This is a genomic window from Brucella sp., from assembly GCF_032066345.1.
Classification (GTDB): Bacteria; Pseudomonadota; Alphaproteobacteria; order Rhizobiales; family Rhizobiaceae; genus Brucella; species Brucella pseudogrignonensis.
In genome coordinates this window covers 84,951-101,875 of sequence record NZ_DAMBKZ010000010.1, presented here as the reverse complement: position 1 = coordinate 101,875, position 16,925 = coordinate 84,951, and the positions used below count along the sequence as shown (strand labels likewise).

The following is a 16,925-nucleotide window of genomic DNA, read 5'->3' as shown; positions in this document are numbered from 1 at the left end:
CTACATCTCAGGAACCCCTGCATGTAGTGATCGCCGGCCGCAACCGTGATCGTCTCATATGGCTTAAGACAGCGTGCAATGCACGCGCCTCCATGTTCAGCAAACCTATCACTTTCGATACTTATGAGATCGATCTGGTGAAGGAAGGGGCAACAGAGCAACTGATCGCAGATACGCGACCGACCATAGCTGTGCAAGGTGCCTCTATTCAGACTTCCAGCGTTATTTCCGATACTGGCAACCAATGGACAGCGCTTGTCGCTGAAGGTGGACTTTCAGCGACAGCAGTATTTCAGGCGCTCATTTCAAGCCGCATGGCACGCTCTATCAGTAAGTTTTCACCTGAAACTGCGTTGATTAATTGTGGCTTTCCCGACGTCGTGAACGGCATCATCTCAGCACTTGGTTTCAACGTTTTGAGCGGCACAGGCAATGTCGCCATTCTCTCAAACGTTTTTGCGGGCGCAAAAGGAATCACAGACCAAGCCCGCATTCAAGTGATAGCGCATTATCAGAATCTCGCGGCTTGGCGCAGGCCGTCGTCGGAGCGAGTGGGAACTCGCCCTTGTCGTGTCTTCATCGATAGTAAGGAAGTAGCAGACGTCTTCAAAGAATTTGAAGACGTCAAGCTTACAACTGAACCGGCAATTGAAATATCAGGCGCAAGCGGTGTCACACTCATTGCCGCCTATGCAGCAAACAAACCATGGACTGGCCATGTGCCTGGTCCGAATGGCTTGCCGGGCGGCTACCCCGTAAAACTCCAAGACAGAGTTTTACACTTGAACCTGCCACACAGTGTTACCGAACAAGAAGCCATTGCTTGGAATGCCTCTTTCGAAGAAGAAAAAGGGCTTATCATTAGAAATGGTCGTGTTGAATATAGCGGCGACTTAAAGACCGCTCTTACTCGTCATGGTTTCCGCTATGCAGACGGCTTCGAAGTCGCTGATCTGGAGGAAGTTTGTGCAGATATGTTGAAATTGCGCGACGCACTCAGCCAGCAAAAGTACTAAGCTGCCCCGATAAATTAGGCATTTGGCGCTGTTATGATCAGCTCCAAATGCTCTTTATCTGACTATAAGTCCGCGTAGAATCGTCTCGGTTATTGTCTTGGCGGCTTTCGCATAATCACCTTCTTCCAGCTGACTGACATCGAGTGCATCACAGGCGAGAGCTTCAAACTCGACATAAAATTGCGTCGCAGACCAAAGCAAAATGAAAAGATGACGCGCGTCAACAGGCACAATTTTACCCGCAGCAGCCCATGCATCGATCACGTCCGCTTTTTCTGAGGTGACCCTGCGCATGTGTTCTCGGGCATCTATAGAGAGATGTTCTGCGCCCTGCAGAATCTCATTGGCAAAAAGTCGCGTTTCCGCTGCATTTTCCCACGCATGATTAAGCTTGGCACCAACATAGGCTTCGATTGCCTCAGCCGGTTCACGTTCGGCTGATATGTGTCTGAAAGCATCATCCCAGCTGTGGATCAGCCGGTCTATAGCAGCATTATAAATCTCTTCTTTGGACGAGAAATAATAGTAGACATTTCCCTTTGGCAGTCCCGAAGCCTTTGCAATCTCAACGATACGTGCACCATCAAGGCCCTTGCGAGAAAAAATCTCAACAGCGGCAGTGAGAATTTTAAGAACGTTTCGCGCTCTGATCGGCTCATCCGAAGCCACTTGGTTTTCTGGCTCCATCTCAACCGATCTGCTTTGGTCTACCATTGGTTATCCCATTATTTCCAAATATCTTTTCCCGGTTCATTCGCCCCGGTCATTAACGTTCGTTCAATCAAAGGCTCGACACAAGTCTGACTAAACAACTCTACGGGACCTTTGGAATCGAAGCACCAATAAAAAAGAAGTTGACAAAATGGTCAACTTCTTTTCATAAAAAGCTGACAAAACGGTCAGGTTCTTGAAATTTGCTGACCACGCAACCTTGGGGAGGGTGCGAATGACTGTGCGGTTAAAAGCTGCAATGGAGGAATTTCTGGCGGAATGGCCTGCCGATCTGACCGAACCCTGGCGTTCGTTCCTCGGTAATGTCACCCTTGATTTCGATGGCATTTCGCCTGAGCTCGAACTGGAAATCTGGGAGCCGATTTTTCCCGTTCGTCGTGGAAAGCATTTTCCGGGAATGCCTCAAGGCACACATTGCCTTCGCGCATTTGATGGCATTTTGCCTGACAGTGTTAGTTGCGTCGTTCTGGGACAGGACCCTTATCCTGAACCGGGCTTTGCCACCGGACGGGCGTTTGAGGCGGGTAACCTCGCAGGCTGGAACGAGCTAGACAAGATGTTTTCCAAAAGCATCCGCGCATACACCCAGCAGATAATCGCAGCTCGCACAGGCGACTTGTCCTATGCACGAAGCTTCGCCGATTGGCCAAAGACTTTGGACGCAATAGAAAATGGTGCGGTGGAGCTGGAACAGCCTTCCGAGATTGCAGATCGGTGGGTTAACGAAGGCGCACTGCTTCTTAACGCGTCGCTAACGCTTACGCGTTTCAAGGTGGATATCGACCCACATCAATCTCAGGGACATCTCGTGCTTTGGCGTCCGCTGATCGTTAAAACGCTCCGTTTACTTGCTGCGCGCGGAAAACCATTGGTGTTTCTATGTTTTGGTGATGCCGCGGCACAGGCACTCAAACTGGCAGGCATTGACGAAACCATTGGCGGCAATGTGCGCTGTGTTCTGCGTGAGCACCCGGCGCGGGCCGATGAAGTTCTGACGCTCCCCAACCCATTCATTCTTTGCAACAATTTTCTAGAGGAAATGGGTTCCAAACCCATTGCTTGGTAATATGGCCGCAACCAAGACATTCGATTACATAATCATTGGTGCCGGTTCGGCAGGCTGCGTGCTTGCAAACCGTCTTTCGGCCGATCCTGCCAATAAAGTATTATTGCTCGAAGCAGGCGGCCGCGACCTGAACCCCTTGTTTCGCCTTCCAATGCTGATGGGAAAACTCTTTCACTCAGGCATCTATAATTGGCATTACCATACCGAACCCGAACCTCATCTTAATGGGCGCTCGCTCTATTGGCCGCGTGGCAAAGTGCTTGGTGGGACCTCCACCATCAATGGCATGATCTATGTGCGCGGTAATCGCCATGATTATGATCGCTGGGCGCAAATGGGTGCTAACGGCTGGTCTTATGACGAAGTGTTACCAGCATTTCTTCGTTCCGAAACCCATGTGCAACGCAAGGATGCCTTTCATAGTACCGAAGGCGAACTTACCGTCTGCCGCGCGCGGGGCTGGAACGGACTGCTGAATGTTTTCAACGAAGCAGGCGAGCAAGCAGGCTACCCACTCAATGATGACTTCAACGGTGCAGAACAGGAGGGTTTTGGTCGCTATGATTTCACCATCACCAAAGGTAAGCGCTGTTCAACTGCCTATGCTTTCCTGCGCCCTGCAAAGTCGCGGCCCAATCTCACCATCGTTACGCGGGCGCATACAAGGCGCATTCTTATTGAGAATGGCCGCGCGATCGGCGTCGAATACGCACGCAAAGGCAATGTCATCAAGGCCCATGCAAAGCGGGAGGTGATTCTCTCGGCGGGCGTCGTCAACTCACCGCAAATCCTTATGCTTTCCGGCATTGGCGCCGCAGACGAACTAACGCAACACAATATTCATGTTGTTCAGGATCTGCCGGGCGTTGGCAAAAACCTTCAGGATCATGTCGATTGCGTCATGGCCTATGAATGCCGCGAACCGGTGACGCTTTATTCTGATCTGCGCGCCGACAAACTCACATGGTCCGTCATTCAGGGCATGTTGTTTGGGGAAGGTATCACCACAACCTTCCCTTACGAGGCAGGCGCATTTGTCAAATCGCGCACCGATCTGGCGGCACCTGATATCCAGCTTCACTTTATGCCCGCACTGGAAAAGACTGCAAATCTACACTTTCCCAACCCGTTCAAGAAAGAGCGTGTTGAAACCAATCACGGCTTCTCCTTGCGTGTCGGTCCGGTAAATCCGGAAAGCCGCGGCGAAATCCGTTTGCGTTCCGCCGATCCGGCAGATCGTCCACGCATTAACGCAAACTACCTTCAGACCGAGTTCGACATTCGCACGATGATCAACGCGGTACGTATGACACGCGACATTATCCAGCAGAAAGCATTCGACAAATATCGCGGCAAGGAACTCGCACCAGGGCCAGCCGTCGAAAGCGATGCCGAACTCATCAAATGGCTACGTGCCAATGCAATGACAACTTTCCATCCCGTTGGCACCTGCAAGATGGGTAACGACCCGATGTCTGTGGTCGATGCTCGATTAAAAGTCCACGGCATTGAAGGGCTGCGCGTCGCAGACGCATCAATCATGCCAATTATATCCAGCGGCAACACCAATGCTCCGGCGATCATGATCGGCGAGCGCGCTGCCGAATTCATTCTCAAGGAGGCCTCCCTGTGATTGTCGAACATCGCACATATACATTCAAGCCAGGCACTGTCGATGGCTGGCTCAAAAAGTATGAAACCGAAGGCTTGCCGATTCAGAAGCGGCACCTCAACACGTTTCTAGGCCTTTACGTCAGCGAGATCGGTCATCTGCACCGCACCGTTTTAATGTGGCGCTATGACAGCCTCGCCGATCGTGAAGCACGGCGTGCGGCCATGTATGCGGACCCGGAATGGCAGAGCTTCATTGCAGGTGTCTGGGCGCTCGATGCAATTCAGACGCAGGATGTGATGATTATGAACCCGGCATCGTTTTCGCCCGGCGCATAAATCATTCGGCTGCGATTGGGCAGCTGCAAAACCAAGGGCGGCATAAAAGCCGCCCCAATAAAAAACTGATACCGAACTTCCAGAGCAAGGAAATGGGAACATGACAAACAGAAATTCAACAGAACTCAACCTTCTGCGTCGGTCAATCGACCGCAGAAATTTCCTCAAGACCACTGCGGGCCTGGCAGCTTTCAGCATGACCAGCGGCCTTTTAAGGGCAGCTGCGCACGCCGCTGGTGGCCTCGTCGCACTCGTGCACACACAAGCCGCAGGTGACGCAAGCGCCGTAGATTCGATGATCGCTAAGCTCAAGCAACTTGCGGACGAACATGGCTTTCAGTCGCGCGCCGTCTATGCGCAGGACCCCGCAACCTATGAAACCATTTTCCGCACACTTGGTGATGCTGGCGCTTCAGTGATCGTTTCGACATTCAATGAAGTTGCGGAACCTTTCAAAGCGCTCGCACCGTCTTATCCGAACACCAAATGGGTTCAGCTTTTCGCCGATCCGTTTGAACCTGCAATCCCAAATGTCGTAACCGTCTCTTACGACTATTATCTCGGCTGCTATCTGTCGGGTATTTTTGCAGCACGTATGAGCAAATCTGGCAAACTTGGCTTTATTGGCGGTGTATCCATTCCGCCGATCAATGCTGACTATAACGCGTTCAAGGCAGGTGCACTGTCGGTCCGGCCTGATGCATCGGTTGCGGTTGCCTTTGCAGGCTCGTTTCAGGACCCGGCGAAGGGGCAGGAAATCGCAACGCAAATGTATTCAAGCGGCATTGATTTCATCCAAACCGACGCTGCCGCAACCGATTTCGGTATCATTGCCGCCGCCAAGGAAGGAGAAGGCCGCCTCGTGAGTGTGCTTGATCCGGCGCAGTTCCCGCAAGGACCGAAGAACGTTGTTTCCATCGTCGGGCTGGACTTCGGCAACTCACTTTACAACGAGGTGACCAAAGCTGTTGGCGATAACTTTGCGGGTGGGACACATGAACATACCGGGCTGGGAACAGGCGTGATCGACTTTATACCTTCACCTTTGTTTGCAGAACAGGGACCCGCGGATCTCGTCGCCAAGGCGAAGGAAATCGAACCGGAAATCGCCGTAGCGCGTGCAGCGATCCTCGATGGATCTCTCAAAGTCCCGTTCAACACAACTCTCTGATCTGTGACGAGAACATGCTGCTATGAACAAGGCCAGCCCTCCAATATTTGAATGCAATGATGTAACCGTTCGATATGGTTCCATCATTGCGCTCTCCGATGTCGGCGTCGTCTTCGAGCGTGGAAAAATCCACGCCGTTGTCGGCCAGAACGGCGCCGGAAAGACGACCTTCGCCAGAGTGCTGGCTGGCCTTGTCCGCCCCAGTTCCGGAGAACTTAAGATCGGCGGCCGCCCACTCCTGGGAGGCAATGTTAGAGATGCACGACGCTCCGGTGTCGAACTGGTTCATCAAAGCTTTGCACTACCACCCTCTTTCACTGTGGCAGAAGCCATGCAGTTCGGTGCAGAAGGTGGAATCCTGTTTTCCAAAGACCAACTGGAAAAACGCTGGCAACCACATCTCGACGCGCTCGATGTAAAGGTTAAAGCCCGACAACGGATCCGCGATCTTCCGGTCGAGACGCAGCAAGGCGTTGAAATCGCTCGCGCCCTTGTTTCCGACGCAAAACTTCTCATCCTCGATGAACCCACAGCAGTTCTTTCACCTGAAGGTGCAGACAAATTATTCGAGCGTGTACGCCGTCTGAAAGAACGCGGTGTGACCGTTATCCTTATTTTGCACAAAATCAGAGAAGTTCTGGCAATTGCAGATACGGTCACGGTGTTACGCGGCGGTAAGCTCGTCGATGGACCGCTACCATGCGACGGCATTGATGCCGATAAGCTAGCCGAACTGATTATCGGATCAGCTGCTGCAAAAAAGCTTAATGCTGACGACAAGGCTGCCCTCACAGGCACAAACATAACGCCCCATATGCATCAACCAGCTGTGGATCAGGGCAGCGCGCCGATACTGCGCATGACCAAGGTTTCGACGCGACCAGATTCAGAGGGTCCCGCACTCGATCAGGTCAGTCTCGACATTCGTTCTGGCGAAATTATCGGCGTGGCAGGCGTGGAAGGCAATGGACAGCGCACACTTGTTCGCGCAATTGCCGCTATGGCCGATGTGGTTGACGGCAATATCATCATCGACAACCAGAATTTGACCACCGCGCCACTGGCTGCAAGGCGCAGTGCGGGCCTGCGTATCATTCCTTTTGAACGCAATGTCGAAGGCTTAAGCCTGAGCAGTTCACTCTGGGAAAACTGGGCAGCACGCAGCCTCCTCCAGAATTCACTGTTATCAACGATCAGCCCGTCAGCGATCCGCAAACAATGCGACACGGCGCTCAAAGAATGGGACGTGCGTTATTCCGAAGTAGGTCAGCGGGCAGGTTCGCTCTCTGGCGGCAATGCGCAAAAAGTAATCCTTTCTCGTGAAATGGATCAGGATGCGCGGCTCATACTTGCTGCGCAGCCAACACGCGGCCTTGATATCGGCGCTACCTCCTTCGTTTGGGATTCAATGCGCAAAGCACGGATTCGCGGTTGCGGTCTTTTGTTCATCTCATCTGACTTAGATGAAATCTTCGATATCTCCGACCGCATCATCGTCATGCTTTCGGGACGCATTGTTGCCGAATTCCGTCCGCCCTATGACCTTGCTGCGGTGGGAGCCGCTATGACAGGAGTCCATCAATGATTGACCGGCTCGTCTCCGTTTTCCGCGCGCTGATCTTCATTCTGATCGGCCTCATATTGTGTGGTATCATCTTTCAAACTGCGGGCTACTCGACAAGCTTGATGTTCCAGTCGATTGCTGAGGGCGCCTTCCTTCGGCCCGGGGCGTTGCAGCAGGCTTTGCGATGGGGTTTACCACTCTTCATTACTGCGGTTGGTGTTGCGGTGTCATTCCGCGCCGGCTATTTCAACATTGGCGCGCAGGGACAGTTTTACATGGGTGCCATCGCGGCCGCATTTATGGCCGAATGGCTTAACGGTGCCCCAGCACCTATCCTCATTGCCATGTGTTTTCTTGCGGGTATGACGGGTGGTGCACTCTGGGCGCTGTGGCCGGGGCTGCTACGTCTGAAATCAGGAACGGATGAAGTCATTACCACGCTGATGGGAAACTTCATCGCCGGACTTTTCCTACTCTATGTCACAGCCGGACCTCTCAAAGATCCATCTGGCACTGGTCAGCAATCGTCAAGCCGCCCATTGGCAAGCGCCTATCGTATCAGCGACTCTTTGGGGCTATCACCAACAATCATCGCAATCGCTGTAATCGTTGGTCTGGCCATGTGGTTACTTGTCAACCGTACAGCCTTTGGCGTGCTTTCGGGCCTGGCTGGTCGCAACCCTACCATGGTACAATGGCAAGGAGCACGAACATGGCGCATCGGCCTTTCAAGCTTTCTGCTAAGCGGCGCGCTTGCTGGCCTCGCCGGAACGATTGAGTTCATGGGCCCCAACGGCCGCCTGACAGGCGGCTTCCTGCCCGGACATGGATTTACCGCCATTTTGATTGCGCTTGTTGCGAATTTCTCAGTCGTAGGAACAGCTTTTGTCTCGTTGTTCTTTGGCGGACTGGCATCCGCAGCGCTTTATCTGCCAATCATGGCTGGCTTACCCTCATCGGCAATCGACATCATCAACGCATCCATTGCTCTCTTCATCACCGCAAAATCCAGTGTCGTCGACCGGATCGCAAAACTCGGAGGACGGATATGGAAGACTTCCTAATCGCTATCCTGCGTTCAGGCACGCCGCTCATTTACGTCACGCTTGCAGGTGTTATTGCACAGCGTACCGGCATCTGGCATCTCGGCCTTGAAGGACTCATGATTGTGGGTGCCTGTGCAACTATTCTGGGTATTGTGCTCACACAATCAATCTGGCTTGCGCTTTTAAGTGCTATAATCGTCTGCGTGATCGGTTCAATCCTGTTTTGGTTTGTTGTCGAGAAGCTCAAAGCCAACCAGATCATTGCCGGACTAGGACTCACCGGCTTGGGGCTCGGCGGCACTGCACTCGCGGTTCAATCGATTTTCGGGACACAGGCAGCAATCAGTGCCCCCTTTGGGCTTCCGCGTATCGGTGTGGCCTTCGGTGCTTTTGGCTCTCTTTCAATCCTTGTTCTTCTCATGCCTTTTGTTGCGTTCGCGATGTGGGTCACTTTGCGGCGTACTCGCTTTGGATTGCGCTTGGCTGCCGCTGGTGAACATCCCTTCGCCGCACGAAGCGTCGGTGTAAACCCAGCTATTATGCGTCTGGTAGCCCTGATGATTGGCGGCGTATTGTGTGCGTTAGCTGGTGCGGAACTTGCAGCCGGAAGTCTTCAGATCTTTGCCCAGAACATGACTGCCGGACGTGGCTTCATGGGCTTCGCAGCAGTCATTTTTGGTGCGGGACATCCAATCGGTGCAAGTCTGGCTGCGGCCTTCTTCGCAATTGTCGGCGCACTTGGCATCAGGGCGCAGCTTACCTTTGGTAATCGTGTTCCACACGACCTGCTGCTTGCACTACCCTATATCGCCACAGTTGTCGGTGTCTGGCTAAGCACGCAATTGCGCGGTGGCACAAAAGCAGCCAGCGGTTTCAGTGAACTGCGGGATCAGTAAAAGTACCAGGATAAGCCCATGACTTTTAAACAGAAGCAGACGCTAATCAGGAACGCGACCATTCTTACAATGTGCGCGCACCAAGGAAGCCGCCCGTTCAAGGGCGACATTCTGATAGAAGGCAGCAAAATTTCAGCCATCGGTCAGAATTTACCTGCGGCTCCGGATGCCTCCGTCATCGAAGGCGAAAACCGTCTGGTGATGCCAGGGCTGATCAATGCCCATACGCATTCCAGCGAGACCTTTTTCCGAGGACGATATGAAGGCATGCCACTCGAAATCTGGTTGCTCTATGCATACCCACTACTGATGGGCCCCGTAATTGGCGAAAGATTGCTTTATCTGCGCAGCCTGCTTCTAGCGATTGAGTCATTACGAAACGGCGTCACTACAATTTGCGACGACTTCTTCGACCCTCCAGCTCACGATCTTTCACGGCTTACGACTGTTTTCAAAGCATATGAAGATGCGGGTATTCGCGCTAATGTTTCGAGCGCCGCTATGAATATCCATGCGCTTGACGCCCTGCCCTATGCGCGTGAGGTTATGCTGCCTGCTCTGCAAGAACAGCTCGATTTCGGGCCGCCCATGTCCGCCGATGCCTATATTGATTATTGCCAATCCGCATTTTCAACGCTGCACGGCAAGGCCGGTCGTCTCAATTTTATGCTGGCACCGTCGGCACCACAGCGCTGCACAGCAGATTTGCTGCAGGCTTGTCATGAGCTCGCGATCAAGATGCGCGTGCCTTTGCATACTCATGTGCTTGAAACCAAAACTCAAGCCGTCACCGGCCATGAACTCTATGGCAAGAGCCTAATCGCCTATATGGATGACCTTGGCGTTCTTTCACGCAATACAACCGTCGCACATTCCGTATGGGTAAGCCCTCACGACATCGAACTGATGGGCGCTGCAAAATGCTCTGTCGCTCATAACGCAATATCCAACCAGAAGCTTGGTGCCGGCATTGCTCCCATTCGCCAGTTGATGGACGCGGGTGTCACCATTGCCCTGGGAACAGATGGTGTTTCTTCCAATGATACCGCACGTATTTTTGACGTCATGCGAGTTGCAGGACTGATACACAGTGTATCCAGCCCGGATTATAAGCAATGGATCTATGCTGATGAGATTCTCAAAATGGCCACGATTAATGGTGCACGCAGCGCTGTTCTTGAAGACATCACAGGATCGCTTGAAGTCGGCAAAGCTGCCGACTTACTGATACTCGACCTGACAACGTTAAGCTTTATGCCACTCAATGATGTAGCCAAACACCTTGTTTATGCCGAAAACGGTTCATCAATCGAGACCGTCATGGTGGCTGGCGACATTGTAGTTAATCAGGGGCACATGTGTTCCATTGATGAAGCCGCAATCCTTGCGGAAATCCGTGAACTCGTACCAGCTCATCTGGCAGAACATGCAAGGCTTGAACAGCGCAACGCAGCGTTTCATTCAACCATGGCTGAAATTCATCGCCGCGCCACATCAAAGAACATTGGCATGAACCGTTATGTTAGCACGCCTGACGCGATATAGCTCTAAAAAGCCAGTTGAACTTTCATGGACTGGTTCCTGTCACCCGCAATTTCGAATGCCTCAAGAACATCTTCCAACGGATAGACTGAACTCAAAAGCGGCTTCACATCGACTGCCTTCCGATTAATCATATCAACCGCGAGGCCGAACTCTTCGTGAAAGCGGAAAGAACCACGCATATCAATTTCTTTAGAGACGACGATATTTTGCGGAATCGATACATCCCCGCCAAGCCCGACTTGCACCAAAATGCCAAGAGGTTTTAGCACTTCAAGTCCTGCCCGCATGGCACGTTCATTGCCCGATGCCTCAAACATAATGTCGAAATAGCCTTTATTTGCCGCATAGTTTGCTAACTGCTCTGGATCTTCCGCTACATTGATGGTGCGATCGACCCCAATTTCGCGTGCCTTTTTCAGAACTGGCTCCATGACATCTGTTACAATCACTTCGCGAGCGCCGTGAGCACGAGCGGCAATGATGATTAATGCACCAATTGGCCCACATCCCGTCACAAGAACACGCTTGTTCAGCAATGAACCGGCGCGTGTCACAGCATGAAGTGTAACGGCTAAAGGTTCGGCAAATGCCGCCTCATGGATAGAGATGCCGTTATCAACCTTGTGACACTGCCAGCTCTCAGCAACCAGCTTCTGGCGAAACGCCCCCTGAATGTGGGGCATCGGCATAGCACTACCATAAAAGCGCATATTCAGGCAGTGGTTCTGCATACCTTTCAGGCAATATTGGCAAGCATTGCAGGGCCTGCTTGGCGATACAGCTACCTGATCACCAACTGTCAAACCAACCACACCACTGCCCAGCGCGGTAATTGTTCCCGCTACTTCATGCCCCAATATCATCGGTTCGCACAGCCGAATGGCACCGATACCGCCATGATTGTAATAATGGAGATCGGAGCCACAAATACCACCCGCTTGAATGGCAACCTCAACCTGGCCCGACCCAACGGCTTCGACGTCACGCTCTTCAAGCCGAAGGTCTTTGGCGGCGTGAATGACAACAGTTTTCATGCGCTCCTCCCTGTTGAAACTTGCATATGTTATCGATAACATTTATGCAAGGCTAATCACATGAAACACCATTCTTGCGTCATATTACCCGGGAGGAACTCATGACATTTCCGCTGTTCGATTTGTCGGGCAAACTGGCTTTGATAACCGGTTCGAGCCAGGGCATTGGGTTGGCCCTTGCAAAAGGATTGGCCGAACACGGCGCGGAGTTGATTATAAACGGCCGCGATCCGACCAAAGTTGAAGCAGCGGTAAAAGACCTCCGCGATGCAGGTCATAAAGCACATGTATCCAAATTCGATGTCACCGACATCGAGGCTGTAAAAGCGGGTGTGAACGCAATCGAGCGCGAGATAGGTGCGATAGAAATTCTCATCAACAATGCCGGAATGCAGTTTCGTGCACCACTCGAGGATTTCCCGGAAGATAAGTGGCAGCAACTGCTTCAAACCAATATTTCCAGTGTCTTCTATGTCGGTCAGGCTGTGGCGCGTCATATGATCGGACGCAAACACGGCAAGATAATAAACATTGCGTCAGTACAAAGCGAATTGGCTCGCCCGTCGATCGCACCTTATACCGCAACAAAGGGGGCCGTTCGCAATCTGACACGCGGCATGGCGACAGATTGGGCAAAGCACGGTCTACAGATCAATGCCATTGCGCCAGGCTACTTCAAGACACCACTCAATCAAGCGCTCGTAGACAATCCCGAGTTTACCGGCTGGTTGGAAAAGCGCACACCGGCAGGTCGTTGGGGCAATGTTGAAGAGTTGGTTGGGGCGGCAGTTTATCTGAGCAGCAAAGCCTCGTCTTTTGTCAACGGTCAAGTGCTTCATGTCGATGGCGGTATGACCGCCAGCGTTTGAGCAAAGAATTCACGTCAATCATGGGAGAAGATTGATGAATAAGACATCAGATGTCGCAGTTATTGGTGCGGGTATTATGGGTACGGCCATCGCCACGCGACTGCTGGAAACCGGTCATCGGGTGAGAGTTTTTGACCTTGATAAAGACAAAATAACGAAACTTGTCGAAAGAGGAGCAGCAGCCTCGAAATCTCCGGGTGAAGCCACCAAAGACAGCGACTTCGTTATCCTGAGCCTCAACCATGCTGATATTGTACGTAATGTTGTTTTCGGCCAGAACGGCGTAGCTACCGCTGCGACTGCTGGAAAAACACTCATCGACATGTCTTCTATCGATCCAGCTGAGACTGCGAAAATGGCAAACCAACTCGCGTCTGAAACCGGCATGAAATGGGTTGATTGTCCACTTTCAGGTGGCGCACCACGCGCACTCACCGGTGAATTGACTATTATGGCTGGTGGTGAGAAAGCGGATTTCGATAACGCCTTTGCCGTCATGCAACATCTTAGTGCAAACTACACATTGATGGGACCAAGTGGCGCTGGACAGACAACCAAGCTCATCAACCAGCTCTTCTGCGCGGTAGCATTTCAGGCCGTCGCGGAGGCCGTAAAGCTCGCAGAAGCTGGGGGTGTGAACCCCACCATTATTCCACAAGCACTCGCAGGTGGACGCGCCGACAACCACATTATGCAGGAGTTCATGGGCAAATTCGCCGCGCGCGATTACAGCCCCACAGGCCGCATAGACAACATGCTGAAAGACCTGGACTCTCTTCAGGCATTTGCTATGAAAACCAAAACTCCGTTGCCAATGACCGGTCATGTCGTGGAAATCCATCGACTGTTGTGTGCAGCAGGATTAGGAGACAAGGATTCAGCCGAAATGATGCGCCTGCTTGACGGTAAGCTTTCATAAAAAGCGGCCAATGGCCGCTTTTCCTTCAGTGTTTGTTAAACGACCGGTGTCACTAGTTCCTTATCGCTAAAATACGCACTTAAATTCGCCAGCACCAGATCAGCCATTGCTTTGCGGGTCTGATGCGTACCACTGCCGATATGTGGGGTCAGCACAACATTCGACATCTCATAGAGCTCTAGAGGTACGTTGGGCTCATCTTCAAAAACATCCAACCCCGCCCCGCCAAGCTGACCTAGTTGCAAAGCCTTGACCAGCGCCCCTTCATCAACGAGCGAACCACGTGCAATATTGATCAGAACACCATCCGGACCAAGCGCCGCAAGCACAGCAGCATCGATCGAATGGCGCGTTTCTGCACTGGCCGCAGCCGCGATCACCAGCACATCACAATTTTTAGCAAGCTCTGTCAGACTTGGATAATAGTCATAGCCGACATCCTGTTTTGCGCGACCCGTATAGCTGATCTTACCCTCAAACCCTTCCAATCGTTTGGCAATCGCTTTCCCGATGCGACCGAGACCAAATATGCCATAGCGCCGCCCACTTACGCGCGTACCCAGGCCGACTTCCGACTTCGACCAGCCTCCCTTGCGCACATGCGCGTCAGCCGCCGCTATATGGCGAGCCTGTGCGATGATGAGACCAATCGCAGTGTCAGCTACATCGGTCGTGAGAACATCTGGTGTGTTAGAAACGCGATAGCCACGTTGTCGAGCTTTCGACAGATCAACCTTGTCAAAACCAACACCGTTAATGGCCACAATTTCAAGTGCGGGCAAGCGATCTGCCAGCTCATTTGGAATACCTATATGACCGCCAGTGACGACGCCTCTAATCCGATTACCATTGGCATTCAAAAATTCGCTTTGATCCGCAATCTCAAACCAGCGGTGGACTTCGTATTGTTCATTCAGGCTTTGCTCCATTGCAGGGATCAAAGGGCAAAGCTGTAGTATTTCGACTGACATAATGTGGCTCTTTATTTCATGTTGGGGAGTTACTTGACGTCTGACTTCACGAACTGGCGCAGCTCAGCAGTCTTGGGATTAGCAAACAGCTCTGCTGAAGGTCCTTCTTCCCAAATCTTACCTTGATGCATGAAGATCGTCTGTGTCGCCACGCGCCGGGCAAAGGCCATTTCGTGAGTGACGAGGATCATCGTCATACCACCGCGCGCCAGCTCCTCCATTACGTTCAGCACTTCCTCGGTCAGCTCAGGATCAAGCGCAGAAGTCACTTCATCAAACAACATCACCTTAGGCTGCATAGCCAAAGAACGAGCAATGGCGACACGCTGTTGCTGACCACCCGACAACTGATCTGGATAGGCATCAAACTTTTCAGACAGACCAACAAGCTTCAGGACCTCTTCCGCCTTCTTGCGGGCTTCAGCCTTCGAAACATCCTTCACAATCTTTGGCGCGAGCATGATATTTTCACCCACCGTAAGATGCGGAAAAAGATTGTAGCTTTGGAAGACAATGCCGACATCCTTGCGTAGTTTTCGCAACTGTGCCGCATCACTTGTTACCTTGTGACCAGCAATTTCGATCTCGCCTGAATTGATCTTCTCAAGCCCGTTTATGCAGCGCAGCAGTGTACTTTTCCCCGAGCCGGAACGCCCGATGAGAGCAATGACTTCACCGCGCTCGACTGTCAGTGAAACACCCTTGAGGACTTCCACATCACCGAAGCTTTTATGAACATTGTTGATGACGACTTCAGACATTGAGTCTCCTTTCCAGCCAACGCGATAGCAATGAAAGCGGGTAGCAAACGGCAAAATAGAGCGCTGCAACCACGATAAAGACGCGGAACGGCTGGAATGTTGCGTTATTAATAAGCGTGCCTGCACGGGCAAGTTCGACAAAGCCGATAATCGACGCGATCGAAGTGTTCTTGACCACCTGAACGGCGAAACCAACTGTCGACGGCAGCGATATACGCACGGCTTGCGGTAGGATCACATAGCGATATTGCTGCAGCCTCGTCATGGCGAGAGACTCAGATGCTTCCCACTGCTGCTTAGGTACCGACTGAATACAACCACGCCAGATTTCTGCCAAATAGCCCGATGCATATATCGACATCGATGCCCCTGCAGCCAGCAGCGGGTGCAGATCAAATCCTGCAAGGCTCAACCCATAATAGGATAGAAACAGAATCATCAACACAGGAATACCCTGAATGATCTGGATATAGGTGCCAGCGAACACACGGAGCCATTTGAACGTTGAGACACGCGCAAGCGCAATCAGAAAGCCAGCAAGACCACCACCTATCAGGGCTATGGCTGTCAGCAGAACGGTCCATTGTAAGCCCGTCAATAGAAAGAGAAATTCGTCTGGTCCGAAACTTCTGAAATTCATGCTGAAGCCTCCGGAATGGCAACCACCGAGCGGCGAGCGACACGACGGCCAAAGAGCCAGAGACCTACCAATGCAAGTACTGCGCGCAAGCACAAAGCCAGCAGAAGATAGATCAGCGTAACGACAATATAGACCTCGAATGAGCGGTAGGTCTGCGACTCAACAAACGCTGCAGATGCCGCAAGCTCTTGGGTCGAAATAACCGAGCAAACACTGGATGCGAGCATCATAAGAACGAACTGACTGCAAAGAGCCGGATAGACCTTTGCCAAGGCCGGTAAAATAATGACATGGCGATAAATCTGCAGCCGTGTAAAGCCGAGCGCTTCGCCAGCTTCGATCTGTGATCTGTGTACCGCCTCGATACCGGAGCGAATGATTTCAGTCGAATAGGCTGTCAAATTAATGGTCATACCAATGAGCGCTGCAACTTCCGCACCCACGCGAAAGCCTACCGCCGGTAAACCGAAATAGATGATAAACAACTGCACCAGAAATGGTGTATTGCGGATAATTTCGACATAGCCATCAATCAAGAAGCGGGTTATCCCGCTGTTCATCGAGCGCAAAGAGGCAAAGAGAATACCGCCCGCGCAGCCAAGAATGATCGACATGATCGACAGTTTAATAGTCAGCCAAATGCCAGCAAAAAGGGCATCCTGATACTGGGCTATGACTCCAAACTGAAATGTATAGGACATGGTCCGGCCTCCCGCTGAATGTCAGCGCTTGTGCGGATATCTCT

The 16,925-nt window shown here is 52.1% G+C and carries 17 protein-coding genes; 11 read left to right on the top strand and 6 right to left on the bottom strand.

Annotation, left to right across the window (positions count from 1 at the left end):
• Nucleotides 1-26 precede the first annotated feature (26 nt).
• Entirely contained in the window at nt 27-1,016 is a 990-nt protein-coding gene (locus RT142_RS14130) for a hypothetical protein (RefSeq protein WP_313029406.1), read from the top strand.
• Nucleotides 1,017-1,070: 54 nt separating this feature from the next.
• Here RT142_RS14130 and RT142_RS14125 read toward each other — a convergent pair whose 3' ends face one another.
• Nucleotides 1,071-1,730, bottom strand: coding sequence for a TetR/AcrR family transcriptional regulator (locus RT142_RS14125; protein ID WP_313029403.1), 660 nt, complete (start codon nt 1,728-1,730; stop codon nt 1,071-1,073).
• 232 nt (nt 1,731-1,962) lie between these two features.
• Between RT142_RS14125 and RT142_RS14120 the strand changes: the two genes are divergently transcribed.
• The 8 genes from RT142_RS14120 to RT142_RS14085 all read left to right on the top strand — a co-directional run bounded on the left by RT142_RS14120 (nt 1,963) and on the right by RT142_RS14085 (nt 10,986).
• Nucleotides 1,963-2,814 carry a uracil-DNA glycosylase family protein gene (locus RT142_RS14120; RefSeq protein WP_113159005.1) on the top strand — a complete coding sequence of 284 codons (852 nt, stop codon included), beginning with the start codon at nt 1,963-1,965 and terminating at the stop codon, nt 2,812-2,814.
• A gap of 1 nt (nt 2,815) precedes the next feature.
• Nucleotides 2,816-4,447: a GMC family oxidoreductase gene (locus tag RT142_RS14115; protein ID WP_113159006.1), complete on the top strand. Its 1,632-nt coding sequence runs from the start codon at nt 2,816-2,818 to the stop codon at nt 4,445-4,447.
• Nucleotides 4,444-4,764, top strand: coding sequence for an NIPSNAP family protein (locus tag RT142_RS14110; RefSeq protein ID WP_007880025.1), 321 nt, complete (start codon nt 4,444-4,446; stop codon nt 4,762-4,764). Before RT142_RS14115 ends, RT142_RS14110 begins: the two co-directional genes overlap by 4 nt.
• Before the next feature lie 145 nt (nt 4,765-4,909).
• Entirely contained in the window at nt 4,910-5,935 is a 1,026-nt protein-coding gene (locus tag RT142_RS14105) for a BMP family ABC transporter substrate-binding protein (RefSeq protein WP_409558583.1), read from the top strand.
• A gap of 22 nt (nt 5,936-5,957) precedes the next feature.
• A complete protein-coding gene (locus RT142_RS14100) occupies nt 5,958-7,520 on the top strand; it encodes an ABC transporter ATP-binding protein (RefSeq protein ID WP_313029396.1) in 1,563 nt (520 codons plus the stop codon).
• Nucleotides 7,517-8,563 (top strand): ABC transporter permease, encoded by a 1,047-nt coding sequence (locus RT142_RS14095; RefSeq protein ID WP_064322039.1) that lies wholly within the window; start codon nt 7,517-7,519, stop codon nt 8,561-8,563. The genes RT142_RS14100 and RT142_RS14095 overlap by 4 nt, the downstream gene beginning before the upstream one ends.
• A complete protein-coding gene (locus tag RT142_RS14090; protein WP_007880029.1) occupies nt 8,548-9,441 on the top strand; it encodes an ABC transporter permease in 894 nt (297 codons plus the stop codon). The genes RT142_RS14095 and RT142_RS14090 overlap by 16 nt, the downstream gene beginning before the upstream one ends.
• An 18-nt stretch (nt 9,442-9,459) precedes the next feature.
• A complete protein-coding gene (locus RT142_RS14085; protein WP_313029392.1) occupies nt 9,460-10,986 on the top strand; it encodes an amidohydrolase in 1,527 nt (508 codons plus the stop codon).
• 2 nt (nt 10,987-10,988) lie between these two features.
• Here the strand turns inward: RT142_RS14085 and RT142_RS14080 are convergent, their stop codons facing one another.
• The gene (locus tag RT142_RS14080) at nt 10,989-12,020 is read right to left on the bottom strand and encodes an L-idonate 5-dehydrogenase (protein ID WP_313029389.1); all 1,032 of its coding nucleotides are present in this window, start codon (nt 12,018-12,020) and stop codon (nt 10,989-10,991) included.
• A 101-nt stretch (nt 12,021-12,121) separates the two neighbouring features.
• Between RT142_RS14080 and RT142_RS14075 the strand changes: the two genes are divergently transcribed.
• Together RT142_RS14075 and RT142_RS14070 are read left to right on the top strand one after the other, a co-directional pair.
• The gene (locus RT142_RS14075) at nt 12,122-12,889 is read left to right on the top strand and encodes an SDR family oxidoreductase (protein ID WP_113159011.1); all 768 of its coding nucleotides are present in this window, start codon (nt 12,122-12,124) and stop codon (nt 12,887-12,889) included.
• Between the two features lie 34 nt (nt 12,890-12,923).
• Entirely contained in the window at nt 12,924-13,808 is an 885-nt protein-coding gene (locus RT142_RS14070; RefSeq protein WP_313029509.1) for an NAD(P)-dependent oxidoreductase, read from the top strand.
• 35 nt (nt 13,809-13,843) lie between these two features.
• Here RT142_RS14070 and RT142_RS14065 read toward each other — a convergent pair whose 3' ends face one another.
• The 4 genes from RT142_RS14065 to RT142_RS14050 are packed head-to-tail and all read right to left on the bottom strand — an operon-like array spanning nt 13,844 to nt 16,881.
• The gene (locus RT142_RS14065) at nt 13,844-14,779 is read right to left on the bottom strand and encodes a 2-hydroxyacid dehydrogenase (protein WP_105519875.1); all 936 of its coding nucleotides are present in this window, start codon (nt 14,777-14,779) and stop codon (nt 13,844-13,846) included.
• 29 nt (nt 14,780-14,808) lie between these two features.
• Nucleotides 14,809-15,540 carry an amino acid ABC transporter ATP-binding protein gene (locus RT142_RS14060; protein WP_007880038.1) on the bottom strand — a complete coding sequence of 244 codons (732 nt, stop codon included), beginning with the start codon at nt 15,538-15,540 and terminating at the stop codon, nt 14,809-14,811.
• Nucleotides 15,533-16,180: an amino acid ABC transporter permease gene (locus tag RT142_RS14055; protein ID WP_064322047.1), complete on the bottom strand. Its 648-nt coding sequence runs from the start codon at nt 16,178-16,180 to the stop codon at nt 15,533-15,535. Before RT142_RS14055 ends, RT142_RS14060 begins: the two co-directional genes overlap by 8 nt.
• Complete coding sequence (locus RT142_RS14050; protein ID WP_113159013.1) at nt 16,177-16,881, bottom strand: amino acid ABC transporter permease; 705 nt, start codon at nt 16,879-16,881, stop codon at nt 16,177-16,179. Before RT142_RS14050 ends, RT142_RS14055 begins: the two co-directional genes overlap by 4 nt.
• Between the last annotated feature and the right edge of the window lie 44 nt (nt 16,882-16,925).